At 56.0% G+C, this 23766-nt stretch carries 17 protein-coding genes; 6 read left to right on the forward strand and 11 right to left on the reverse strand.

Annotated elements, in window-relative coordinates:
- The first annotated feature begins 316 nt into the window (after positions 1-316).
- Positions 317-580 carry a hypothetical protein gene (locus CFII64_RS09910; RefSeq protein ID WP_020290648.1) on the forward strand — a complete coding sequence of 88 codons (264 nt, stop codon included), beginning with the start codon at positions 317-319 and terminating at the stop codon, positions 578-580.
- A 137-nt stretch (positions 581-717) separates the two neighbouring features.
- Here CFII64_RS09910 and CFII64_RS09915 read toward each other — a convergent pair whose 3' ends face one another.
- The 6 genes from CFII64_RS09915 to CFII64_RS09940 form a co-directional block, all read right to left on the reverse strand.
- Positions 718-1710 carry a tetratricopeptide repeat protein gene (locus tag CFII64_RS09915; protein WP_020290649.1) on the reverse strand — a complete coding sequence of 331 codons (993 nt, stop codon included), beginning with the start codon at positions 1708-1710 and terminating at the stop codon, positions 718-720.
- Positions 1673-2725: a tetratricopeptide repeat protein gene (locus CFII64_RS09920; protein WP_020290650.1), complete on the reverse strand. Its 1053-nt coding sequence runs from the start codon at positions 2723-2725 to the stop codon at positions 1673-1675. Before CFII64_RS09920 ends, CFII64_RS09915 begins: the two co-directional genes overlap by 38 nt.
- 47 nt (positions 2726-2772) lie before the next feature.
- Positions 2773-3624: a tetratricopeptide repeat protein gene (locus tag CFII64_RS09925; protein ID WP_156883157.1), complete on the reverse strand. Its 852-nt coding sequence runs from the start codon at positions 3622-3624 to the stop codon at positions 2773-2775.
- A gap of 177 nt (positions 3625-3801) precedes the next feature.
- The gene (locus tag CFII64_RS09930) at positions 3802-4791 is read right to left on the reverse strand and encodes a tetratricopeptide repeat protein (RefSeq protein ID WP_020290652.1); all 990 of its coding nucleotides are present in this window, start codon (positions 4789-4791) and stop codon (positions 3802-3804) included.
- Positions 4775-8041 (reverse strand): LysM domain-containing protein, encoded by a 3267-nt coding sequence (locus CFII64_RS09935; protein ID WP_020290653.1) that lies wholly within the window; start codon positions 8039-8041, stop codon positions 4775-4777. Before CFII64_RS09935 ends, CFII64_RS09930 begins: the two co-directional genes overlap by 17 nt.
- On the reverse strand, positions 8038-8874 hold the full coding sequence (locus CFII64_RS09940; protein ID WP_156883158.1) for a hypothetical protein: 837 nt from the start codon (positions 8872-8874) through the stop codon (positions 8038-8040). Before CFII64_RS09940 ends, CFII64_RS09935 begins: the two co-directional genes overlap by 4 nt.
- A 495-nt stretch (positions 8875-9369) precedes the next feature.
- Here CFII64_RS09940 and CFII64_RS09945 point away from each other — a divergent pair, with 495 nt between their 5' ends.
- The gene (locus CFII64_RS09945; RefSeq protein ID WP_020290655.1) at positions 9370-12843 is read left to right on the forward strand and encodes a hybrid sensor histidine kinase/response regulator; all 3474 of its coding nucleotides are present in this window, start codon (positions 9370-9372) and stop codon (positions 12841-12843) included.
- An 18-nt stretch (positions 12844-12861) separates the two neighbouring features.
- Here CFII64_RS09945 and aceK read toward each other — a convergent pair whose 3' ends face one another.
- Positions 12862-14580: a bifunctional isocitrate dehydrogenase kinase/phosphatase gene (gene aceK, locus CFII64_RS09950; RefSeq protein ID WP_020290656.1), complete on the reverse strand. Its 1719-nt coding sequence runs from the start codon at positions 14578-14580 to the stop codon at positions 12862-12864.
- A 142-nt stretch (positions 14581-14722) separates the two neighbouring features.
- Between aceK and CFII64_RS09955 the strand changes: the two genes are divergently transcribed.
- Positions 14723-15625 (forward strand): DMT family transporter, encoded by a 903-nt coding sequence (locus tag CFII64_RS09955; protein ID WP_020290657.1) that lies wholly within the window; start codon positions 14723-14725, stop codon positions 15623-15625.
- Between the two features lie 111 nt (positions 15626-15736).
- Here the strand turns inward: CFII64_RS09955 and CFII64_RS09960 are convergent, their stop codons facing one another.
- From CFII64_RS09960 to cysK, 3 genes are all read right to left on the reverse strand, one after another.
- Positions 15737-16594 (reverse strand): DMT family transporter, encoded by an 858-nt coding sequence (locus CFII64_RS09960; RefSeq protein ID WP_020290658.1) that lies wholly within the window; start codon positions 16592-16594, stop codon positions 15737-15739.
- 525 nt (positions 16595-17119) lie between these two features.
- Complete coding sequence (locus CFII64_RS09965) at positions 17120-18058, reverse strand: aspartyl/asparaginyl beta-hydroxylase domain-containing protein (protein WP_020290659.1); 939 nt, start codon at positions 18056-18058, stop codon at positions 17120-17122.
- Between the two features lie 177 nt (positions 18059-18235).
- Complete coding sequence (gene cysK, locus CFII64_RS09970) at positions 18236-19210, reverse strand: cysteine synthase A (RefSeq protein WP_020290660.1); 975 nt, start codon at positions 19208-19210, stop codon at positions 18236-18238.
- Between the two features lie 137 nt (positions 19211-19347).
- Between cysK and CFII64_RS09975 the strand changes: the two genes are divergently transcribed.
- The 3 genes from CFII64_RS09975 (at position 19348) to CFII64_RS09985 (ending at position 22576) form a co-directional block, all read left to right on the forward strand.
- Positions 19348-20415: a DUF748 domain-containing protein gene (locus tag CFII64_RS09975; RefSeq protein ID WP_020290661.1), complete on the forward strand. Its 1068-nt coding sequence runs from the start codon at positions 19348-19350 to the stop codon at positions 20413-20415.
- Positions 20416-20530: 115 nt separating this feature from the next.
- Positions 20531-21376: a MoxR family ATPase gene (locus CFII64_RS09980; RefSeq protein WP_020290662.1), complete on the forward strand. Its 846-nt coding sequence runs from the start codon at positions 20531-20533 to the stop codon at positions 21374-21376.
- 21 nt (positions 21377-21397) lie between these two features.
- On the forward strand, positions 21398-22576 hold the full coding sequence (locus tag CFII64_RS09985; protein WP_020290663.1) for a VWA domain-containing protein: 1179 nt from the start codon (positions 21398-21400) through the stop codon (positions 22574-22576).
- A 303-nt stretch (positions 22577-22879) separates the two neighbouring features.
- Here CFII64_RS09985 and CFII64_RS09990 read toward each other — a convergent pair whose 3' ends face one another.
- Complete coding sequence (locus tag CFII64_RS09990) at positions 22880-23689, reverse strand: hypothetical protein (RefSeq protein WP_020290664.1); 810 nt, start codon at positions 23687-23689, stop codon at positions 22880-22882.
- Between the last annotated feature and the right edge of the window lie 77 nt (positions 23690-23766).

Below are 23766 nucleotides of genomic sequence, written 5' to 3' on the forward strand. Positions count from 1 at the left end.
GAACCTCAACAAAACACGATCCAACGAACCCGCCATCATCCGGCCAGCGGTTGCACCGATCAAACCATCTCCCTATGATTCGCCCCGTCGCTGCACATCAGCGACCGGATTTGGCGATCCGAGTACTCAATCGTATGGCTCTATACTGCTTTGTGCGTGTCTACGTGGATGGCTTTGTTATGGCGGCTGTACGTGGGAGACCTTCGGGTCTGCCGGGTATGAGTACCGGTTCGCCAACCTGCGTGCAGCTGTCACCTGATCTCGTTTGGCGACGAGTGATGACAGCGTTTTTAAATTACTCATGGTTTTAAATCGTATGACCCAATACACCCCACTGAATCAAAACCCAAAAACCGTTCTCTTCATCAACCCAAACGCACCCTTCCCCGACCTGCACCACTGCGCCGTCGAACGCCTGACCGCCGTGAAAAACCTGATGGCCTGCCTAAGCACCGCCGACCTCAAAGACCCCGACGAAAAACACCTCGCCCATGTTGCCCAAGCGGCTTGTCTGTTGTTGCAAGATAGTTGTGATGTGCTGGAGGTGATGGAAGTGAGGTTGGATAAGTTCGGAGATTGATCCGAGGCACAGGCCACTCCTACAGCTGACCAGCAAAATCCGCTGTAGGAGCTAACTTGTTCGCGATTCAAGTTCAAATCCGACTCTGAGCGTCATTGAGAAACCAACCGCACCGTTACCGGGGCCAAAAACATCGATCAATAACCATACTTAGGTAGAAATCTGGATAACGGCGGATGGGTTTTCTTCCACTCTTCGGCGAAGGCTGCGCCTGCCTGCAGTTGTTGGGGAGTCATTTTTTTTCGCAGATCCGCCATTTTTCTGGCTGTTTTTTCTGCTATTCCGGTAGCCACATCGGAATCAGCAATAAGCGACAAAAGTCCATACGAACTGACCGACCGATGTTCCTCGCCCATATCAATGTCGTGGTATTCAAATGTTGTGTCTAAATCCCCAAGCCTGATGGCGTTTCTTGCCCATTCTGTCGATTCCTCGCGCTGATAATCTTTCAGCTCTTTTATAAGTACACGGATAGCCGGGACGTGATTGCCATTGGCCGCAGCAATTATCCATTTCCTTATTTCCTGGGACCGATCTGTGGAGTTGAAAAATACGCCACCTCCAATCTGATATACACGAGCCAACTTAAACTGACTCTCCGGTAGTCCCGCACGCGCCGACCGGACAAGCCACTCCAAATTGCCGTCTAAAAAATAAAGTACCAACATTGCCTCGCTATCGCCTGCCCTAGCTTTGGTTCTGGCCTGTCGTAGCGCGACGTTGCGCCACTGTACAGTGGTCTTTGAACGAGCAGGGGGCTTGCTTGTAATCGAATCATCGTCGTTGCTGTATATCAGCCGTAACATTGCAAACAGGTCACCGCCTCGAGCGGCGGAAACATACCAGAAGTGGGCGGCCGGATTCATAAGCATGGTTTTATGCCGTTCTATCTCACCAAGGTAATACTGAGCGTCCGGGTCGCCCGCCCGCGCCGCCACTTCAAGCTGGTCAGCGGCAAGGGCGGGGTTCCCAATGTTGTAAGAAACCAACCCAGCCAGCTTTGAAGCACGCTGTTCCGGGGTCAACTGGGCCGCCAGTACCGTATTTATCGAGAAGAGAAAACCTAACCAAAAAATAAAATAGCCCACAACTTTACCCACCGAATTGTTGACGCAGTTTTGGAAATTCATACTCATACCTCGGTGAAAAATCGGAAACAGGCTTGTGACTTGCCTTCCAATTTTCTGCATAGGCCGTTCCGCTCTTGATTTGATCAGGAGTCATTTTTTCTGAAATTTGCGCGACTAACTCATTGGCACGCGCTCTGTAGTCTGATCGTTCAGTCTGGGTTGCAACAAGAGCAAGCCCATAGGCCTTAACCAAATCAAGTGGATGTCGGAACTCATCACTCAAATGCGCCATCGCTACAGATGACAATACGATGCCTACCAAACTTCCCTCATCAGTCAATTTCTCTAACCAGTACGCTACGGCCTTTTGGTTATTGCGTCTAATGACCTTCGCCAAAAGAGCCTCCATCGCAGGAATATATCCGGCCTCAGCCGAGGCGGTTACCAAACCATCGATAGCCCGTAGTCGTCTACCATGAAAAAGGAAAAACCCCTTTCCTTTTGAATACTCGGACGCTAATCGGAGCTGCGCTTCCGGGAAACCGGACTTGGCAGATTTCTCCAGCCAATAGAAGCTTTGTGTTATCCAATACAGCTGAAACATTGCCTCACCGTCACCTCGCTGCGCCCTCTCCTTGCCTAGAGTAAGCGCCGACTCCAACCATTCATGAGGACTTCTGGTTGTAGCGGCGCAGTTTTGCAGTATCCGGCAGTTTTGGTCACTACTTGTGATGAGCCGCATCATGGCGTAGACATCACCCTGATGCGCCGCTTGTTCGTACCAATATCGCGCCTCTGAATCGACCCTGAATCTTTGGCTTCTTTTAAGTTCTCCGAGAAAATACTGTGAATCCCGATCACCTGCGCGTGCAGCCAGTTCCAGAAGCGGCTCAGCTTCGCTACCTCTGCGCATATTATAGAAAAAGATACCCTGACTTTTTGCAGTTTCCTGACTTGACGTCAACTCAGCAAGCACTACGCCAGACGCACAGACCCCGAATGCAACAACCGTGAAAAAAACTAACAACCTCATCGCCATCTCCGCATCTAAACCCAGCCCATTCAGCGACTTCACTGTTGAAGCTCCAACTCATCACGAGTCATTTAAACGCCTCACAGTTGTCACCTTGAATCTTTCCTTAAAGGTGGATGCTTTCGTACCCACTCTTCAGCGAACAATTGTCCGGCTTTGATTTGCGAGGGGGTCATCATTGCAGCGATCTCCTCCAGCGCGCGGTATGTTCGGCCGGACCAACGGGTAGGTGCAGCCTCATCCAGCAACACCGTTAGCCCATAGGCTTTAATCAAGTCATTTGAATCAGCGGTTGCGGTGGGAGCATCAGATAACCAGCGAGCATATCTCGCGGTTGCGTTGAAACCACCACCTTCGAGTCCGCGCTCGGTCCAATATCTAACGCCCTTCAAATCGTTCTGGAAAGACTTCATCTCAACAACATCATTGATAGCTATCAGATGCCCGCCCTCAGCAGCTTTTACAATCCACTCATCGGCTGCAAGCTGGCGCCTATTAGGCATTAGAAATATTCCTTCCCCCTTACCGTACTCCCGGCCAAGTCTGTACATTGCATCAGAAAACCCTGACTCGGCAGATCTCGATAACCAGTTAAGATCATTCGTTACGTAGTACGTCAGCAGCATGGCCTCCCCGTTACCGTCGTTCGCCTTCTGCTCGATGGCTTCCAGGGCTTTGGCTTTCCATCTCTTCGCAAGGCTGCAATCTCTATATATAAAACAATCGGCCGTATGTTCAGACGTCAGAGCTACCATCGCATACAAGTGTCCTTGAAGAGCAGCATGCTCAAACCACTGAATGGCTTCTCTAGTCAGGTAGCCAAAGTTTTTCTCACGCAGCATATCTCCGAGACAATACTGGGACTCCTGATCTCCCTTTTCAGCGCTCGGCTTTAATAACGGAAAAGCTTCCTGATGGCGGCCCAAATGGTAAAGAAACAAGCCCTGTTTCTTAACGGGTTCGAGGTCGATGGAATTTTGGGATAACGATAACGGGCTGAAGAGTAACCAACAGAACGAAACACAACCAACGAACCATGAACGCACCACAGGAACCCCCGAAAAATGCCTAAACTTAAGCGAATAGCGACGAACGCGCGACGGCTATGACGGCCCACATCACAATCCGTACTTGACAGGAAACTCTGAAAGTGGGGCATAGGTTTTTTTCCAATATTCAGCAAAGTAAACCGCAGCTTCAACCTGATCAGGAGTCATTTTTTTTCTAAGCCTCTTTAACTTCCGCTCGTAGTAACTAACGCTGCTCGGCAGTTCAGCTTGCACAATAGTCAATGTTAAGCCATAGGCTTTAACAAGATCCAAGGGAAATCTGAAGTAATCTGATGTGTCCGCGATCCATGCGGCGTAGTTAATCATCGCGTTTAAACTTCCCGCTTTAGCTGCTCGCTCCGTCCAATACACATTCCCTCTAACATCACCACGCTCAGCCAAAATTGACCTTAGTTCATCCATTGCAGGGCCATATTCCGAATTAGCAGCAGCTAACAACCATTTATCTGCAGTTTTTATTCTTCGGCCAGGAACAACGAAAACATCCCAGCCCTGCCGATACTCGACACTAAGCCAATACTGCCCTTGACCGAAACCAGCTTCAGCTGATTTTATAAGCCAATCATACTCTCCACTCATCAGAAACAACTGATACATTGCCTCCCCGTCACCTTTGGCCGCTCGACTCTCTGCGACTCGTTTCGCAGCAACACGCCACCCCTGAAACTCATTACTCTCTGGATAACATTTATTCAAAGGTTTACATAGAGCGTCGTCAACTTTGAATAATCGCATCATGGCGTAGACATCATTTTGATGAGCAGCCAGTTCAAACCAAGTCTGTGACAGATCATCCAAAAATGTCGTTTGTTGCCTCAGCACTTCGCCTAATAAATACTGTGATTCACGATCACCTGCCTCGGCTGCGACTTTCAGAAAGGGGGCTGACTCAGTGGTGCGCCTAAGGTTATAGAGAAACAAACCTCTCTCCTTAGCAACAGCTTGCTCGGGAGTCAGATCCGCCAGGGCACTTTGACCAAAAAGAATACCTGCTACAAAACAAGCCAGCAGGATCTTCATATTAGAAATTATGTACATTGATAACATCCAATACATCAATAAACTCACACACCTCATTCATGGAAGGGCCTAACAAACATCTATGAGATTTATATTTCTCTAAAATAGCAATATTATCCGCATCGCGCTCGGCACTTCCAACCATCATAAAATCGTCCATTCGCTTGACATTGGACAGATAGCTTCCCTTAGCAATACTGGACTTTCCAAAAATGCCGAACCGTAAAACAGACTCATCAAAATTTCTCTGCGCCAGCTCAATGGTGTTGTGGCATCCATACTTTGTAAACGCTCCCGATTTAGCATTCTCAACGATCGCCCCGAGAATTGTTTCTATCGCGCGCTGCTGGAGCCGACGTGACTCAAGCTCAGTAAACTCCTTGAACTTTGAATTTTTCGATCCATCTTCAGTTTCTACTCGGAATTCCTTCGGTTTCTGCAAAAATGTATTCAGCAATGATCCCAATCCCTCAGGCGCAAGCTTCGCAAACCAAGCTTTAAGTTCTTCGTTTCCTTTATTCAGCTCAATCGTATGAGCCATAACCCCAGCCCGGTCCCCCGCCGTCATTGCGTCATACAGCGAATTAACCTTGTTATACCCCAACAAAAACAACCACTGAAGTTCAACACCAGCAGCAACGAGAACTTGCGCTTTAGCAAAATACTCAAACGCCTCAGGCATGATCCAGTCAAGTTTGTGGTATTCGTTTTTTATCAATTCCCGGTTGAATATATCGAGGAAGTGCACCAGGGCTTTGTAGCCGAGGACGAAGCTGAAATCGCCGTCGGCGCCGACTCCGGCGATGAGGGCGGCTTTGAGGCGCAGGATGATCTGGCCGTTTTGCAGGGACAGGCTGAATTCGCCTTTCCCACCGACGCCAGCGGCGGCACTGAGGTTGGCCCCCAGGGACGCAACGGCCAGCCAGTCTTTTTTGCTGGGATCCAGTTCGTTATAGGGCTGCACGCTGCGGGCGCTCAGCAAGTCTTTGGGCGGTGCCCATTGCAGGCTGCCGCTGATCTTGATGCCCGCCTGCACGCCTGCGAACAGGTTGAGATTGGCGCTGATGACTTCGTCTGCGCGCACGTTGGGCAGACCATGGATGTCGACGCGGGTGATGCCGCGCTGGGCGTCGCGGCTGGTGTCCAGTTCAACGTCGTGTTTGCTGTCGCTGGGTTTGAGGGCCATGTTGGCGCTAAGCAGCATGGACGCGCCGGCGAATCCCCAGGCTTTGATGCCGCCTTCCAGGCAGAAACGGCCAAGGTCGACTTCGGCTACCTGCTGGTTGAAATTTATATATTTCGCTTTAACGGAGGTGGCCTGGGTGCGTTTGGGGAGTTCGAACTGGAGCAGTTCGACTTCGCCCCGCGCGAGGTTGATGTCCAGAGACGCCTCGACGCTGGCGCTGGCACCTTTGTTCAAGCTGAGTTCAAAGCCCTTTGCGGTGGCGCCGCTGTGCAAATTGCTTTGCGCTGGTGTGAGGCAGCGAATCAAGCGCGCTTGCGGGCTGTTATCCACCAGACGCAGGGGGCCGAGAGGGTTTTTCTTGAAGAGCATTTGCTTGAGGCCATTGCCCCACGCCTCGAACTCGGCGTCATCACGCAGGTTCTCGATATAGAAACCCTGGGTCTTGAGGTACGCCTTGAATCGCGCAGGAGCGAAAAACCCGGACGTGTCGAACCAGGCATCCTGGATTTTCAGGCGTCTGGCGTCCATATGGATGAACCAATAGTCGAGTGCGTGGCCGTCACTGAGGTTGCCAGCATCGATATTGAAGTTCGGATTGCCCGCTTTGGCGGCTATTTTGGCCAGATCTTCCTGGAGGGTCTTTTGCGCCTGTGTGCCCAGACTATTGCGCAGATCCTTGAAACTAAGGTGGCTGAGACGTGCGCGTTCAGTCGGTACGCTGATTTCTCGCAGGGGAAAGTTACTGCGTACCAGACGCTGCACAGGTTTTGGCTCGAACGCTTCCGGATTCCAGAGCAGGTGCAGTGCGGGTTTGCGGGCGCGGATGATGTCTTCAGCGTCCTGTTTGAGTGCCTTTTCCTTGCTTTCCAGGTCTTGCCAATGGCGCCTTTCTTCATCGAACAAGCTGTCTGGTGGCTGTTGTCGGCCAACCCGCAGCCAAGTGTCGAAACTGGTTTCGATGTTTTTTTCCAGGTCGGCTTTGTTCTTGAGCAGCTGGTGGTAATCGCGATAGCGCTTGATGCCCCAGGAAATATCCTCATCCGGGTGATGCAAGGCGAATTCGGGCAAGGCAATGCCATAGGCCGCAGCCCGCATTAATGTTTTGGTGAACTCCGAATAACGGAACAAACTTTCGGATTCTCTGACCCACTCGGCCAGATTGTTGTTTGGGTCAAATTTTTCAGCGTCCAGATCGGCCAGCAGTTTGGCGTGGACTTTGCGAAACTGGTCGATTTCCTCTTGTTTGAAATCGGGGATCTTGCCATCGATCAAGTTCTGCCGTTGCTTGAGGTAAACCTCACGAATCCTGCCCATTTCAATGGCTTCAGGGCTGAATAATTCGCCTTTCAGCAAACGGTACCCTTCTTTTTCTGCCTGTCGCCGGGCTTCGACTTCCAGGACGCGTAGCTCAGGGGCTAGATCACGGAAAGCCTTTTGCCTGGGAAAAATTTCGCGGTTCTGTTCAGCAGTTAGTCTTGGGGTGTTATCGATTTTCAGACCGTTCTTTAAAGCACCTTCTGCCTCGAATGCCGCTATCTCCTGCCGTAACTTGTTCAGCTCCAGTTCAAGCTCGTGATACCGCTTACTCTTGGCCGCATCCAGAAAACTGCTTAACTTCGGCTCAAGGAAAAACTCCATCAGCCCGCGCTCGTCCAGCGCCTTGAGGCGCGAATCCGCGTCGGTGGTGACGACGGCTTTTTTCAGTTTGTCCGCGGCTTTAACCAGAACGTCCAGGGTGTGCTCGCGCATCAACCAGAAGCTGTCCTGCCCGACTTCATAAAGAATGTCGTAATAGTGGTTGCTCTTGTTGCAGTCCTGCTCGCCACAGAAGTTGGTGGTGCCGTGTTCCGCGCTTTCCGGTGTCGGTTCCAGCTTGAGGACTTTAGTTACGGGAGGTTCGAGTTCCGTCGCAGCCACTTCACTGCCCGGTGCCGGGATTTGCAGCGTCCAGCCGGCACGAATGTAGTTGGGATTGCTGATAAAGGGATTCAGCTCGCGCAGTTGGCTGACGCTGCTGCCGAACCGTTGGGCAAGTGTGCTCAGGGTGGCGTCCTGCTGGACGATATAGGTTTGCGTGTTCATGGCTGCACGGCCTCCAGCAGTTGTGCGACTTTGCGGTGTGGTCGTTCGGAAGAAGCAAGGATCGGCAGCAACTCGGTTCGCTCGGACAGCTCGCCGTGGATGATCAGGTGGGGAATTTCCAGCAGGTCTTCGTCGACGCCGATGCGATGCTTGACGAGGAAGTCCAGATTGCGCGCCAGCCTCGGTAATTCGCTGTCAGGCACTCGGCCAAAATGGTTCGGGTTCTCCCGCAGCCAGTACACCCAGCGCACGTCCTTGAAGGTGGTGAATACGCTGTCGGGAAAAGCCAGCGGCCAGGTGCAGGAGTCGACCGCGACTGGCGTGTCGACTCGCCACTCGTGCCAGCGATTGGCGTCGGGCTTGAGGCTTGGTGCGGGGGTATACACCGCGTCCCATGGCCCCAGCAGGCAGCCGAGGTTGTCGCCCGCTTCCATGGCCAAGGTGGTCCAGTGCACCGGGTTGTAGAAAGTCAGAATGTTTGATCTGCCAAGCGGCATTGCCATCAGTTTGCGGGCGTGGGCCAGTGCAGCTCCCGCATCACGACAACGCAGGGCAATGCCTTTGGGACGCTGGTGACAAACCCGGGCCATGCCTGACACACCCGATGGCGGCAGGACGAACCAGGTGGGGCCTTTCAAGGCGCGGTCCTGCAATGCCGTGCCGGACCAGAGCAGGTCGCAATTGAAGGTGTGGCCTTGCATTTGTAATTGGGTAACACCCCACGCTGGCTTGTTATGGAACGGATCGACGATGAAGATCATCGATTGCCCGTATTCCTCCCGAGGAGCGTCCAGCGTCGGGAGGTCAAGGAGTCGGGTAATTGCATCGGACATCTGCTCGCTATCCTGTCGTTGTGCCGAAAGGGGCGACGATGCGGGCTCGCGAAAGCGCTCGCAATACTGGGACAGGAAAAGCAGATGGGTCCTACTTTTGTGCGAGGAAACGGCCTACAAAAGTTGCTTGTGTGCTGGGCCAGGCAGGGTCGCATTGAGGCAGATCTTTAATAGCGTCACCGACCCATTCGCGAACTGGCTCGCTTCTGCATGTGGCCGGCGAAGAACGATAACGCGCTGGGTCCGGTTGACCGAGGCGCCTGATTCGCGGGCAAGCCTCGCTCCAACGCAATAGTGTTTTCTTGAGGTTTCAGGTCGCCAGCACCGACGCCTTCCCGGATAAATCCGGTCCTACGACGTCGCGCGGGTTCGTTGGAGCGAGGCTTGCCCGCGAATCGTTAATAAGGCCCATCAGCGCTCAGACCTTGGTCGACACTGACGAACCTGAGCCAGCATGCGAGACTAGCGAGCTTGTCCTTGAGGCTCTGAATTTCTATGTCGCTGTCCAGCGGGCTGATTGCTGCCGTTGCTCTGGTCTATATGGCCATTATGTTCGCCATCGCCTTTTACGGTGACCGGCGTACTACGTCGTTGCCGCCGCGCGTGCGGGCGTGGGTGTATAGCTTGTCGCTGGCGGTGTATTGCACCAGTTGGACGTTCTTCGGTGCGGTGGGTCAGGCGGCTGAGCAGTTGTGGTCGTTTTTGCCGATTTATCTGGGGCCTATCGTGCTGATGCTGCTGGCGCCGTGGGTCTTGCAGAAGATGGTGTTGATCAGCAAGCAGGAAAACATCACGTCGATTGCCGACTTCATCGCCGCGCGCTATGGCAAGTCGCAATCGCTGGCGGTGGTGGTGGCGTTGATCTGTCTGATGGGTGTGCTGCCTTATATAGCCCTGCAGCTCAAAGGCATCGTGCTCGGAGTGAATATCCTGATCGGGGCGGTGGCGGACGCGACCGGCACTCGTGCGCAGGACACCGCGCTGATCGTGTCGCTGGTGCTGGCGCTGTTCACCATTCTGTTTGGCACCCGTACGCTGGACGTCACCGAACACCATCGCGGCATGGTGCTGGCTATCGCGTTTGAGTCGCTGGTCAAGCTGTTGGCTTTCATGGCGGTCGGGGCGTTTGTCACTTACGGCCTGTACGACGGCTTCGACGATCTGTTTAACCAGGCCATGCTCGCGCCGCGCCTGGAGCAGTACTGGAAGGAAACCATCAACTGGCCGTCCATGGTGGTGCAGACCGGCGTGGCGATGATGGCGATTGTCTGCCTGCCGCGTCAGTTTCACGTGACGGTGGTGGAAAACATTGACCCGCAGGATTTGCGCCTCGCCAAATGGGTGTTCCCGGCCTATCTGGCCCTGGCGGCGCTGTTTGTAGTGCCTATCGCGTTGGCCGGGCAAATGCTGCTGCCCGGTTCGGTACTGCCCGACTCGTTCGTGATCAGCCTGCCGCTGGCCCATGCGCATCCGTCGCTGGCCTTGCTGGCGTTCATCGGTGGCGCTTCGGCGGCCACGGGCATGGTGATTGTCGCCAGCGTCGCGCTGTCGACCATGGTTTCCAACGACATGCTGCTGCCCTGGCTGTTGAGCCGCAAAACCACCGAACGGCCGTTCGAGGCGTTTCGTCACTGGATGCTGTCGGTACGCCGGGTCAGCATCGTGGTGATTCTGTTGCTGGCTTATGTCTGTTATCGGCTGCTGGGCTCGACGGCGAGCCTGGCGACCATCGGCCAGATCGCCTTTGCGGCCATTACCCAGCTGTCGCCAGCGATGTTCGGCGCGCTGTGGTGGAAGCAGGCCAACCGACGCGGTGTGTTCGCCGGGCTGGCAGCGGGTATTTTCCTCTGGTTCTACACCTTGGTACTGCCGATCGCCGCTCACGGCATGGGCTGGTCGCTGGACAGTTTCCCACTGCTGGCCTGGCTGCACGGTAACCCGTTGAACCTGCCGATCACCCCGCTGACGCAAGGCGTGGTGCTGTCCCTGGCGGGCAATTTCATTTTGTTTGGCTGGGTGTCGGTGATCTCCCGCACGCGGGTGTCCGAGCATTGGCAGGCGGGACGTTTCATTGGCCAGGAGATTCATGTCCGCCCCAGCAATCGCCCGTTGCTTGCGGTGCAGATCGAAGACTTGCTCAGCCTGTCAGCGCGTTTTGTAGGTGAGGAACGCGCACGGCAAAGCTTCATTCGCTTCGCTTATCGTCAGGGTAAAGGCTTCAATCCCAACCAGAATGCCAACGCCGAGTGGATCGCCCACACCGAGCGCTTGCTGGCCGGTGTATTGGGCGCGTCATCGACTCGCGCGGTGGTCAAGGCGGCCATCGAGGGCCGGGAGATGCAACTCGAAGACGTGGTGCGCATCGCCGACGAAGCCTCCGAGGTGCTGCAGTTCAACCGGGCTTTGCTGCAAGGTGCCATTGAGAACATCACGCAGGGCATCAGCGTTGTCGATCAATCCCTGAAACTGGTGGCGTGGAATCATCGTTATCTGGAGCTGTTCAAGTATCCGGATGGCTTGATCAGCGTCGGCCGGCCCATCGCCGACATCATTCGCTACAACGCCGAGCGTGGTTTGTGCGGCCCCGGCGAAGCTGAAGTTCACGTGGCCCGCCGTCTGCACTGGATGCGCCAGGGCCGGGCGCACACCTCGGAGCGAATGTTCCCCAATGGGCGCGTGATCGAGTTGATCGGCAATCCCATGCCCGGCGGCGGCTTTGTCATGAGTTTCACCGACATTACGGCGTTTCGCGATGCCGAGCATGCTCTCAAGGGCGCCAATGAAAGCCTTGAGCAGCGGGTCGCGGAACGTACCCGTGAGCTGTCGCAGCTGAACGTCGCGCTGACCGATGCCAAGGGCACCGCCGAAGCGGCCAACCAATCGAAAACCCGCTTTCTCGCTGCGGTCAGCCATGACCTGATGCAGCCGCTGAATGCGGCTCGGCTGTTTTCCGCAGCGCTGTCCCATCAGGACGGGGACATGTCTGCCGAGTCTCAACAGTTGGTGCAGCATCTGGACAGTTCGCTGCGCTCGGCCGAGGACTTGATCAGCGACCTGTTGGACATTTCCCGCCTGGAGAACGGCAAGATCAACCCGGATCGCCAGCCATTTGCCCTCAATACTCTGTTCGATCCCCTCGGCGCGGAGTTCAAAGCGCTGGCCCGGGAGCAAGGCATGCAATTCCGCGTCCGTGGCACGGCGTTGCGCGTGGACAGCGACTTGAAGCTGCTGCGACGCGTTCTGCAAAACTTCCTGACCAACGCTTTTCGCTACGCCAAAGGCCCGGTACTGCTGGGCGTGCGCCGCCGTGGCACGTATTTGAGTCTCGAAGTCTGGGACCGTGGACCGGGTATTCCGGAAGACAAGCAGCGGGTCATTTTCGAGGAATTCAAGCGTCTGGACAGCCATCAGACCCGCGCCGAAAAAGGCCTGGGACTGGGGCTGGCGATTGCCGACGGGCTGTGCCGCGTATTGGGCCACCCGTTGCAGGTGCGCTCCTGGCCGGGCAAAGGCAGTGTGTTCAGCGTCAGCGTGCCGCTGGCCCGGCTCCAGACGACAGTCGCCGAAAAGGTCAGCGAGCCGGATCGTGCAATGCTCGGCGGCACGCAGGTGCTGTGCATCGACAATGAAGACAGCATCCTGATCGGTATGAACAGCCTGCTCACGCGCTGGGGTTGCCAGGTCTGGACCGCGCGCAATCGCCAGGAGTGCGAAACGTTGCTGGAACAAGGCGTGCGGCCGCAACTGGCGCTGGTGGATTTCCATCTGGATGAAGGCGAAACCGGCACCCAATTGATGGCCTGGCTACGCACCCGTCTGGGCGAACCGGTGCCAGGCGTGGTGATCAGTGCCGACGGCAGGCCGGAGTTGATCGCGCAAGTGCATGCCGCCGGGCTGGATTTCCTGGCCAAGCCGGTCAAACCTGCGGCGCTGCGCGCGTTGTTGAGTCGGCATGTGAGTTTGAATTAACCCGTAGCGCGGGCGTCATCACGGCCTTTCTTTACGGCGATACGGGAACACGTCGATCACCTTGCCCGCGCGAATCGCATCCTGCAGGCTTTTCCAGTAATCGGCGTTGTATAGCTCGCCGTGCAGGCTGTCGAATAGCCGACGCTGCTTGATATCGGCAAACAGAAACGGCGGGAATTCCTCAGGAAAAACGTCAAGCGGCCCGATGGAATACCAGGGTTCGGAGGCCATTTCGTCTTCCGGGGTGCGCGGGGCCGGGATGTGGCGGAAGTTGGCTTCGGTCAGGTAGCAAATCTCGTCGTAGTCATAAAACACCACGCGTCCATGCCGGGTCACGCCGAAATTCTTCAGCAGCATGTCGCCAGGGAAGATATTCGCGGCCGCCAATTGCTTGATCGCCAGCCCGTAGTCTTCCAGCGCTTCGCGGATCTGCGCCTCGTTGGCGTGTTCCAGATACAGATTCAGCGGGGTCATGCGCCGCTCGGTCCAGCAATGCCGGATCAGCACCGTATCGCCCTCCACCTGCACCGTTGACGCCGCCACCTGCAGCAGTTCGGTCAGGCAATCGGGGTCGAATTTGCTCAACGGGAAACGAAAATCGGCGAACTCCTGGGTATCGGCCATGCGCCCGACCCGATCGACGTTTTTCACCAGCCGGTATTTTTCGATGACTGTCGCGCGGTTGACGTTCTTGGACGGCGAAAACCGATCCTTGATTATCTTGAACACGGTATTGAAGCCCGGCAGGGTGAACACGCTCATGACCATGCCCCGCACGCCCGGCGCCATGATGAACCGGTCATCAGTGCTGGCCAGATGATTGATCAGCGCCCGATAGAACTCCGACTTGCCGTGCTTGTAGAAGCCAATCGAGGTGTACAGCTCGGCAATGTGTTTGCCCGGCAGGATGCGCTTGAGGAAGCTGACGAATTCCGCCGGCACCGGCACATCCACCATGAAGTACGAACGGGTGAAGGAGAAGATGATCGAGACTTCGGCTTCGTCGGTGATCAGCGCATCGATCCGGATGCCTTGACCTTCCGGATGCAGCAGCGCGATGACCAGCGGCCATTGCTCGTCGAGGGTGAACACCCGGCCCACCAGGTACGCGCCCTTGTTGCGGAACAGGATCGATGAAAACAGTTCGACGCTCAGGTTCGGGTCCTTGCACACCCAGTCGGGCAGGCTCTCGCGCAACTGTGCTTCCAGCCGCTGCAGGTCGCCGGGCAGATCGGCGTAGGCGACGTTGAACCGGTAGGCGCTGAAAGTCTGCTCCAGCATGCCCGGCAAATCACCTTGCGGATGAAAGGTTCGCGTCTGGGCGGCGCGCTCGTGATGGCGCAAGCTCGGTCGCGTGGTGTGGATAAACATGCAGCCGTCGCTGATCAGGTCATGGCTGAACAGCCCGCAGAAAATCGAGTTGAACCAGGTTTCCGAGAGTTCGTCGTCCAGTCGCAGGTCAATCAGCTGAATGTAGGCGCTTTTGACCAGCGGCCAGCATGTCACGGCGAGCAATTGCTCGGCGGCGAAGGCTGACCCAAGGGTCTTGATGGTCTGGTTGACCTTCTCTTCATAAAGACTGATCCGCGCCGCCGAAGCGCGCTGGGCTTCCTGCCACAGCGCTTGCTCGAAACGTGCCTGGGCCCCGTCGGCGATCTGCCGAAAATCCTCCCGGTAATCATCGAAACCTTCCAGGATCATGCGAGCGATATCAGCGGCGGGCCATGGCGTGGACATGTGCGTATCTCTGCTGGATGGGTATGGCGCAGCTTAGCAGCGTCTGAGACATCTCGACCTGGCAGCAAAATCGTCAGCAAAGATTGCAACCGCCCTCGCCTCCCGGTAAAACTCCCGGCCCTCTGCCAAGGAAGGACTCTCCATGAAACCCGCCGACATTATTCGCCTGATTGCACTGGCCGCGATCTGGGGCGCGAGCTTTTTGTTCATGCGCATCATCGCGCCCGTGCTGGGCACCGTGCCCACCGCCTTTTTTCGGGTATCGATTGCGGCGGTCGGGCTGCTGGTCATTCTCTGGCTGATGCGCATCGACTGGGATTTTCGCGGCAAGCTCAAGACCTGCATGCTGCTGGGCGTGATCAATTCCGGGCTGCCCGCGACCATGTACTCGCTGGCCGCGCAGGTCATGCCAGCCGGTTACTCGTCGATCTTCAACGCGACGACGCCGCTGATGGGCGTCCTGATCGGCGGCGTGTTCTTCAGTGAAAAACTCTCGGCGGTGAAAATCATCGGCGTGTTCCTCGGCCTGGTGGGCGTGGGGATTCTGACGCGGGCAGGACCGGTGGAATTCAATCTGGAGTTGCTGACCGGCGCACTCGCCTGTCTGCTGGCGACAACCTGCTATGCGTTCGCAGGCTTTTTGACCCGGCGCTGGCTGGATCAGCAAGGCGGTCTGGATAGCCGGCTTTCGGCACTGGGCAGCATGCTGGGCGCCACGTTGCTGCTTCTGCCTCTGTTCGGTTATCGGGTGATCACCGATCCTCCCGCAAATTGGGGTGGTATTAGCGTGTGGGCGTCACTGCTGGGCTTGGGGCTGATCTGCACGGCCTTCGCCTACATTCTGTATTTCCGTCTGATGAGCAGCATTGGCCCGCTCAGCTCCATGACCGTAACCTTCATGATTCCGCCGTTCGGTGTGCTGTGGGGCGCATTGCTGCTGGATGAGCCGCTGTCCATGGCGCACCTGTATGGCGGCGCGCTGATCGCAGTGGCGTTGTGGCTGGTGTTGCGGCCTGCGGCCGTGGCGTCAGCGAAGGCACCTTGATTTTCACGAGATAGCACCGGCCGTAGGACCGGCTTCAGCCGGGAGGAAATACCCCTCGCGACTAAAGCCGCTCCTACGAGCCATCGCGGTATTCGCTGCCGCAGTCAGGCGTCAGCTCGGCTTACGAAACACAAACATCAGCCCCACCACGATCAGCAGCATGCCGAACAGGCTCAGCAGCGCCAGCCGGTTGCCGAAGATCAGGTAATCCATGATCGCCGTTACCGCTGGCACCAGATAAAACAGGCTGGTGACGTTGACCAGATTGCCCTGGGCGATCAACCGATACAGCAGGAAGGTCGCCAGCACCGACACCACCAGCCCCATCCACAGCACCGGCACGATGAAGCCGGTGCTGATTTCGAAGTGGAATGGCTGAAACGGCACGAACACGCCACACAACAGCGCGCCGGCCAGGTATTGCACCGGCAGGGTTCCCAGCGGGTTATCGGTGATGCGCTTTTGCATGATCGAGCCGCAGGTCATGCTGATCATCGCCAGCAAGCCAAACAGCATGCCCGCGATGGACATGCCGCCCAGGCCGATACTCTGATAAACCACCAGAATCAGTCCGGCCAATCCCAGGCCCAGCCCGAACAGGCGCGTCCAGGCCCGATTGCGCTCCATGACCACCGCCGTGAGGATCGGCTGCACGCCCATGATGGTCGCCATCACACCGGGGGTGACTTTCAGGTCCAGCGCCAGCAGATAGAAAATCTGATAAGCGCCCAGCAACACGGCACCGGTCGCTGCGGCATACAGCAGCGGTTTGCCGGTAGCGGGCAGTTTGTAGCCGAGCATCGGGATCAGTACGGCAAGGGCGACCAGTGCCAGCAGGAAGCGGATCAGCAGAAACGCAAACGGCGACGCGTGAGCCAGCCCCCACTTGGAGAAAATCGCTCCGCTGCTCCACAGCAGGACAAATAACGTTGTCGTGGCCAACGAAGCCAGTTTTGTATTGATGAACATGGATACCACCTGTGATCGGACACGCATTGGCAGGCCCGGCAAGTTCGGGCCAACGATGTGGTTTGCGAGTTTTTTTGCGGTTGTATCGACGGGCGCGGCTTGGTTAGAAGCGGCCAGTCAAACCGGCAGGACGACGCCTGGCGGTGCTACAACCGACGTGTTCACAGGGGAAGGTGGCGGGTAACGCATGAAGGAGAGCTGTTTGCATCCACACGGCTCGGCAGCAGCGAAGGCTGCGGCGTCGAACTTCAATTGAACGTGGGAAGCAGGCATGGCGCTCGTCTTCTTGAGGGATGAGGAGGCATTGCAACCAAAGGTTTCAGCAATGCCGGCGCCGACTATAACCAGCGGCACATGAGTTAGGCAATAGCGGGCGGGCCCGCGCTTCCGTAGGAGCGAATTTATTCGCGAGGGCGTCGGTTTTAAAGCATCAGGTTGTGTCAGGTCATCACGTCGCGACGAGACGGGCCCCCTCCCGGATAAATCCGGTCCTACGAATGATTCATCGTGTAGGCGAGGTGTATTTCAACCAAACAACCAATACCCCAGCAGCGTCAGCACTACTACAGCGAGCACCGGGCGCAATACCCGATACGCCTTGGGATGCTTGCGTTTGAGTTGTTTGACCTTGCCGCTGAAGCCGTCACTGAAGCTCTTGCTCCAGGCGTAGGCGCGATTGATGCCGCCGACGCGTTCATCGTCCAGGTTCTGCGGCGCGGTGGCGCGGCCCAGCCAGGCGCTGACCGAGCGATTGATGCGGGTCATGAAGCGGCTGCGCAGCGGGCGTTCGATGTCACAGAACAGGATGACGCGGGTTTTGTCGGTTTCGTTCTTGACCCAATGCACGTAGGTTTCGTCGAACATTACGTCTTCGCCGTCACGCCAGGCGTAGACCTGACCGTCGACATAAATGCGGCAGTCGTCGGAGTTGGGCGTCGACAAGCCCAGGTGATAGCGCAGGGATCCGGCAAACGGGTCGCGATGCGGGTTCAAATGGCTGTCACCCGGCAATAGCGCGAACATGGCGCCTTTGACGTTGGGAATGCTGTTGACCAGTGCCACGGTCTTTGGGCAGAGCGCCTCGGCGGAAGGCAACGCCTTGTCGTACCACTTGAGGTAAAAACGTTTCCAGCCCTTTTTGAAGAACGAACCGAAACCGGCGTCGTTGTTCTTTTCGGCGGCCCGAATATAGCCTTCATCGAACAGGTGCATGGCTTCGTCGCGAATGACTTCCCAGTTGTTCTTCAGCACGTCCAGCTCAGGGAAGGCCTGACGGTTCAGGTACGGTTTGGACGGCACTTTGGAAAACAGGTACATCAAGGCGTTATAAGGTGCGAACAGCGCCGAGTGGTTAACGAACTGACGTAGCAGCGGCAACCGCGCTTTCCCGCGCAGATGCACGTACAGCGTGCTGGCCAGAAATAGCATCAGGATCGATGCCTTGGCAGCAAATGAAAACGTCATCTAACTCTCCTCGAAACAGGCAATGGCCAAGCGCTGAACGTAGTGCTGGAAAATCATGGATCTTATGCGGCTGGCGAACCGCCCAGAATGATCTGGAACAACCCCTTTGCGGTTCGCGAGCCGGCCATCATAAACGCAAGCCGACCTTACCAAAAGCTGGCGAGACTAAAGATATTGTTACTGTTGCAGCTCCTGGTCGGTAAACAGATCGCTGAACAGCATGCTCGACAAATACCGCTCGCCGGAATCCGGCAGGATCACCACGATTGTCTTGCCCTGCATTTCCGGGGTTTCGGCCATACGCACCGCTGCCGCCATGGCCGCGCCGCAGGAAATGCCGCACAAAATACCTTCTTCGCGCATCAAGCGCAGTGCCATGGCTTTGGCTTCCTCGTCACTGACCAGTTCCACCCGGTCGACCAGTGACAGGTCGAGGTTTTTCGGGATGAAACCGGCGCCAATGCCCTGAATCTTGTGCGGGCTGGGTTTGATCTCTTCACCGGCACGCGCCTGAGTGATGATCGGTGAACCCAGCGGTTCGACCGCGACGGCAAGGATCGGCTTGCCCGCCGTGTTCTTGATGTAGCGGGATACGCCGGTAATCGTACCGCCGGTGCCGACGCCCGCCACCAGCACGTCAATGGCGCCGTCAGTGTCGTTCCAGATTTCCGGGCCCGTGGTTTTTTCGTGGATCGCCGGGTTCGCCGGGTTCTCGAACTGCGCCGGCATGAAGAATTTTTCGGGATCGCTGGCCAGCAGTTCCTCGGCTTTTTCAATGGCGCCTTTCATGCCTTTGGCGGGCTCGGTCAGCACCAGTTCGGCACCCAGCGCCTTGAGCACTTTACGGCGTTCGATGCTCATGGACGCGGGCATGGTGAGCATCAATTTATAGCCTCGGGCGGCAGCCACGAAGGCCAGGCCAATGCCGGTATTGCCCGAAGTCGGTTCGACAATAGTCATGCCGGGCTTGAGTTTGCCCTTGCTTTCAGCGTCCCAGATCATGCTGGCGCCGATCCGGCATTTCACCGAGTAGCCCGGATTGCGCCCTTCGATCTTGGCCAGGATGGTTACCCCGCGCGGGGCGATGCGATTGATCTGCACCAGCGGGGTGTTACCGATTGAATGGGCGTTGTCAGCGTAGATACGGCTCATGGTGGTGTCCTTGTGCACGTTCGTTGAGGGACTTTGAAAACCCAAAGCCTATGCCCCCAGCCCTGCGGCCGTCCAGTCGCAGCGAACGGATGCGCCTGCATGCAGTCAACCACTGAACAAAACCGGAGACCGCTACCATGAAACGTCGCTACAGCTGGCCACTCTTGACCCTCGCGGGACTCGTCGTGCTGCTGATTGCTGTGCACATCGCCCTGCCCTACGTGATGCGCAACTATTTGAACGACAAGCTCGCCGACATGGGCGATTACCGCGGGCAGGTCACGGATGTCGACCTGGCCTTGTGGCGCGGCGCTTACCGGATCAATGGGCTGAATATCGTCAAGGTTGATGGCAAGGTGCCGGTGCCGTTCGTCAAGGTTCCGGTCATTGACCTGGCCGTCAGCTGGCATTCGCTGTGGTACGACCACGCGGTGGTGGCCGAGGTCCTGTTTCAGCGTCCGGAGCTGAACTTCGTCGATGGCGGCGCCAACAAGCAAGCGTCGCAGACCGGTCAAGGCACTGACTGGCGCGAGCAGATGAACAAGCTGTTGCCCATCACGCTCAACGAATTGCGCATTCAGGACGGGGTTATCACTTTCAACAATTTCACCACCACGCCGAAGGTGAAAATCCAGGCCGACAAGGTCAACGCCAGCCTTTATAACCTGACCAATGTCGAGGATGTGAAAGGCAAGCGTGACGCGCGTTTCGAAGGCAAGGCATTGTTGCTGGGGCACGCGAATCTGGAATCATCGGCGACGTTCGATCCATTCAGCAACTTCGAAGACTTTGACTTCCGCCTGCGCGCCACCGATATCGAGCTCAAGCGCCTCAATGACTTTGCGTCGGCCTACGGCAAGTTCGACTTCAACGCTGGCAGCGGCGACCTGGTCATTGAAGCCCAGGCCAACAAAGGGCAGTTGACCGGTTATATCAAGCCGCTGCTGCGTGACGTTGATGTCTTCAACTGGCAGCAGGATGTCGAGAATCAGAACAAAGGCTTCTTCCGTTCGATCTGGGAAGCAGTGGTCGGCACCAGCGAAACCGTGCTGAAAAACCAGAGCAAAAACCAGTTCGCCACCCGCGTAGACCTCAGCGGCAGCGTGCACAAACAGGACATCAGCGCATTTCAGGCGTTTTTGCAGATTCTGCGCAACGCGTTCGTCCAGGCATTCAATGCGCGGTATGACGGAAGCAAGGGTTAGGTCATCGCGTTTCACTTCGTGGAACCACCCATTCACCGATTGAATGCCCGGTCTGCGTTCACAGTGGCCGAGGCCTCGCGTTATAGTCGGCGCATTGTTTACCGAGGATTTACCGATGAAGTTCGAAGGCACCCGCGCATACGTCGCCACTGACGACCTCAAACTGGCGGTCAACGCGGCAATTACTCTGGAGCGGCCGCTGCTGGTCAAAGGTGAACCCGGCACCGGCAAGACCATGCTTGCCGAACAACTGGCCGAGTCCTTCGGCGCCAAATTGATCACCTGGCACATCAAGTCCACCACCAAGGCCCATCAGGGCCTTTATGAATACGATGCCGTCAGCCGTCTGCGCGATTCGCAACTGGGTGTGGATAAAGTCCACGACGTGCGCAATTACCTGAAGAAGGGCAAACTCTGGGAAGCCTTCGAAGCCGACGAGCGGGTCATTCTGCTGATCGACGAAATCGACAAGGCCGACATCGAATTCCCCAACGACCTGCTGCAAGAACTCGACAAGATGGAGTTCTACGTCTACGAAATCGACGAGACCATCAAGGCCAAAATCCGCCCGATCATCATCATTACCTCCAATAATGAAAAAGAACTTCCAGACGCGTTCCTGCGCCGCTGTTTCTTCCATTACATCGCCTTCCCTGATCGCCCGACCCTGCAGAAAATCGTCGACGTGCATTATCCGGACATCAAGAAAGAGCTGGTCAGCGAAGCGCTGGACGTGTTTTTCGATGTGCGCAAAGTGCCCGGTCTGAAGAAAAAGCCTTCCACTTCGGAACTGGTCGACTGGCTGAAACTGCTGATGGCCGACAATATTGGCGAAGCAGTGCTGCGCGAACGCGATCCGACCAAGGCCATTCCTCCACTGGCCGGAGCGCTGGTGAAAAATGAGCAGGACGTTCAGCTGTTGGAGCGACTGGCGTTCATGAGCCGTCGCGGCAATCGCTGATTCTGCGGAGAGACCACAGCCATGCTGCTCAACCTGTTCAACGAAATGCGCGCAGCCAAGGTGCCGGTCTCGGTGCGCGAACTGCTGGACCTGATCAACGCCCTGAAACAGCGAGTGACTTTCGCTGACATGGACGAGTTCTACTATCTGGCGCGCACGATCCTGGTCAAGGACGAACGGCATTTCGACAAGTTCGACCGGGCATTCGGCGCCTATTTCAACGGCCTGGAAAAACTCGATGATCACCTCAAGGCGTTGATTCCCGAAGACTGGCTGCGCAAGGAGTTCGAACGCTCGTTGAGCGAAGAAGAGCGCGCGCAGATTCAATCGCTGGGCGGGCTGGACAAGCTCATCGAGGAATTCAAGAAACGCCTCGAAGAACAGAAGGAACGCCACGCGGGCGGCAACAAATGGATCGGCACAGGCGGCACCAGCCCGTTCGGCTCGGGCGGCTATAACCCCGAAGGCATTCGGGTCGGCGATGCTGGCGAACGCAAAGGCAAGGCGGTGAAAGTCTGGGATCAACGCGAGTACAAGAACCTCGACGATCAAGTCGAACTCGGCACTCGCAACATCAAGATCGCTTTGCGCCGCTTGCGCAAGTTCGCACGTCAGGGTGCGGCCGAAGAACTGGACATCGACGGCACCATCGACCACACCGCTCGCGACGCCGGACTGCTGAATATCCAGATGCGTCCGGAACGGCGCAACACCATCAAGCTATTGCTGCTGTTCGACATCGGCGGCTCGATGGACGCCCACGTAAAAATCTGCGAAGAATTGTTCTCGGCCTGCAAAACCGAGTTCAAACATCTGGAATATTTTTACTTTCATAACTTCATTTATGAATCGGTCTGGAAGAACAACTCCCGCCGCGGCTCGGAGCGCACCTCCACGCAAGATTTGCTGCATAAATACGGGGCAGACTACAAAGTCATCTTCATCGGTGACGCCTCAATGGCGCCTTATGAAATCACTCAGGCCGGCGGCAGTGTCGAACACTGGAATGAAGAGCCGGGTTATGTGTGGATGCAGCGCTTCACTGCCAAGTTCAAGAAAATCATCTGGATCAATCCCTACCCGAAAGACGCCTGGGCCTATACCACTTCGACTAATATCGTCCGGGATTTGATCGAGGATCAGATGTATCCACTGACCTTGCGCGGGCTGGAAGAAGGGATGCGTTTTCTCTCCAAATAATTACAACCCGGTGGAGCGAGGCTTGCCCACGAATCGGTTTACCGACGGCATCTCGATTGGCTGACCTGGAGCATTCCGAGCAAGCTCGGCTCCTACAGGATTACCCGGATCCGTTGGAGCGAGGCTTGCCCGCGAATCGGTTCACCTTGGCGGCATCTCGATTGGCTGACCTGGAGCATTCGCGAGCAAGCTCGGCTCCTACAGGATTATCTCGCGCCAACAGGTCTCAGCAATTGCCGATTAACCCGCGCAAATACTCAACATGCAGCTGATGCGCGACGCTTTGAACCTTCGGCCCAAGGCTCAAACTTTGCCAGAGTTGTTTTCACTCTCCCTGTCCGTCTCCTGCTCCCGCGTCATTTCGCGCACATTTCTCTGCAACTGTTCCAGCCACGAGTTTTCGTTACCCGGTCGTATCGCACAGGATTGCAGGAGCACGCCGTAATCAATAAATTTACTGATATTTCCCAGCGTCACCGTCGAGTCTTCAACTCCCAGCCGAGGATCATGCTTCAAAATATAAGTGACGAGTTTGGCATGATCAAAGGTCAACTCTTTCAATCGGTCTCGGTCATTGATCCAGGCCTCCAGCTGTTTTTTTTCTCGATCAGTCAAGGCGCCGTCGGGTGAGGTAATTTCCAGACTGCCATGCTCATTGATGGTGAATCCAAAATTCTTGCCCGCCAAATCCGGGAGCGATACCCGTATCTGCTCCTTGAATTCATCAAATTCCAGCTGCATATCTTCTAGCCTGTACAGAGACTCATAATGCAACGCCCTTAGAATGGAAAAATCATAGGTACTCAGCTCGCCATAGATATTACTTTCCCATACCTCCAGACCGTACTCTCTGGCTATCGCACGGCCCTTCGCCAGCTTTTCTTCCCCTGACACAATGTCGAATTTATTTTGGTCATCAAGCGTGTAAACGATGCCCTCCGTTGCCATTCTGGAATCGTAACTTACTTGCAACCGTTCAGTCATTTCGCCTGCCGCGACCAGCTCTTCATAGCGAGCGGTAACCGACTGCCAGTAGGTCATACCGACATGTAGCTTATTACCAAGCCCTATCACACGAGTACCATGTGTCATACCTGCTTGCGGATCAAACATAACACTCTCCCATATCAACCGTTGTCCTTTGGTTAACGGCAATAACGAAAAGTATCTGACCTGACTTTATAGCAAGG

The sequence above is a fragment of the Pseudomonas sp. CFII64 genome, from assembly GCF_000416235.1.
Taxonomy (GTDB): domain Bacteria; phylum Pseudomonadota; class Gammaproteobacteria; order Pseudomonadales; family Pseudomonadaceae; genus Aquipseudomonas.

Coding starts and splice junctions, on each gene's coding strand:
- CFII64_RS09985 (WP_020290663.1), top strand. CDS start 21,398: ATGCTGCTCAACCTGTTCAACGAAATGCGCGCAGCCAAGGTGCCGGTC.
- CFII64_RS09965 (WP_020290659.1), bottom strand. CDS start 18,058: ATGACGTTTTCATTTGCTGCCAAGGCATCGATCCTGATGCTATTTCTG.
- CFII64_RS09980 (WP_020290662.1), top strand. CDS start 20,531: ATGAAGTTCGAAGGCACCCGCGCATACGTCGCCACTGACGACCTCAAA.
- CFII64_RS09940 (WP_156883158.1), bottom strand. CDS start 8,874: ATGTCCGATGCAATTACCCGACTCCTTGACCTCCCGACGCTGGACGCT.
- cysK (WP_020290660.1), bottom strand. CDS start 19,210: ATGAGCCGTATCTACGCTGACAACGCCCATTCAATCGGTAACACCCCG.
- CFII64_RS09915 (WP_020290649.1), bottom strand. CDS start 1,710: ATGAATTTCCAAAACTGCGTCAACAATTCGGTGGGTAAAGTTGTGGGC.
- CFII64_RS09945 (WP_020290655.1), top strand. CDS start 9,370: ATGTCGCTGTCCAGCGGGCTGATTGCTGCCGTTGCTCTGGTCTATATG.
- CFII64_RS09930 (WP_020290652.1), bottom strand. CDS start 4,791: ATGTACATAATTTCTAATATGAAGATCCTGCTGGCTTGTTTTGTAGCA.
- aceK (WP_020290656.1), bottom strand. CDS start 14,580: ATGTCCACGCCATGGCCCGCCGCTGATATCGCTCGCATGATCCTGGAA.
- CFII64_RS09960 (WP_020290658.1), bottom strand. CDS start 16,594: ATGTTCATCAATACAAAACTGGCTTCGTTGGCCACGACAACGTTATTT.
- CFII64_RS09955 (WP_020290657.1), top strand. CDS start 14,723: ATGAAACCCGCCGACATTATTCGCCTGATTGCACTGGCCGCGATCTGG.
- CFII64_RS09910 (WP_020290648.1), top strand. CDS start 317: ATGACCCAATACACCCCACTGAATCAAAACCCAAAAACCGTTCTCTTC.
- CFII64_RS09935 (WP_020290653.1), bottom strand. CDS start 8,041: ATGAACACGCAAACCTATATCGTCCAGCAGGACGCCACCCTGAGCACA.
- CFII64_RS09990 (WP_020290664.1), bottom strand. CDS start 23,689: ATGTTTGATCCGCAAGCAGGTATGACACATGGTACTCGTGTGATAGGG.
- CFII64_RS09975 (WP_020290661.1), top strand. CDS start 19,348: ATGAAACGTCGCTACAGCTGGCCACTCTTGACCCTCGCGGGACTCGTC.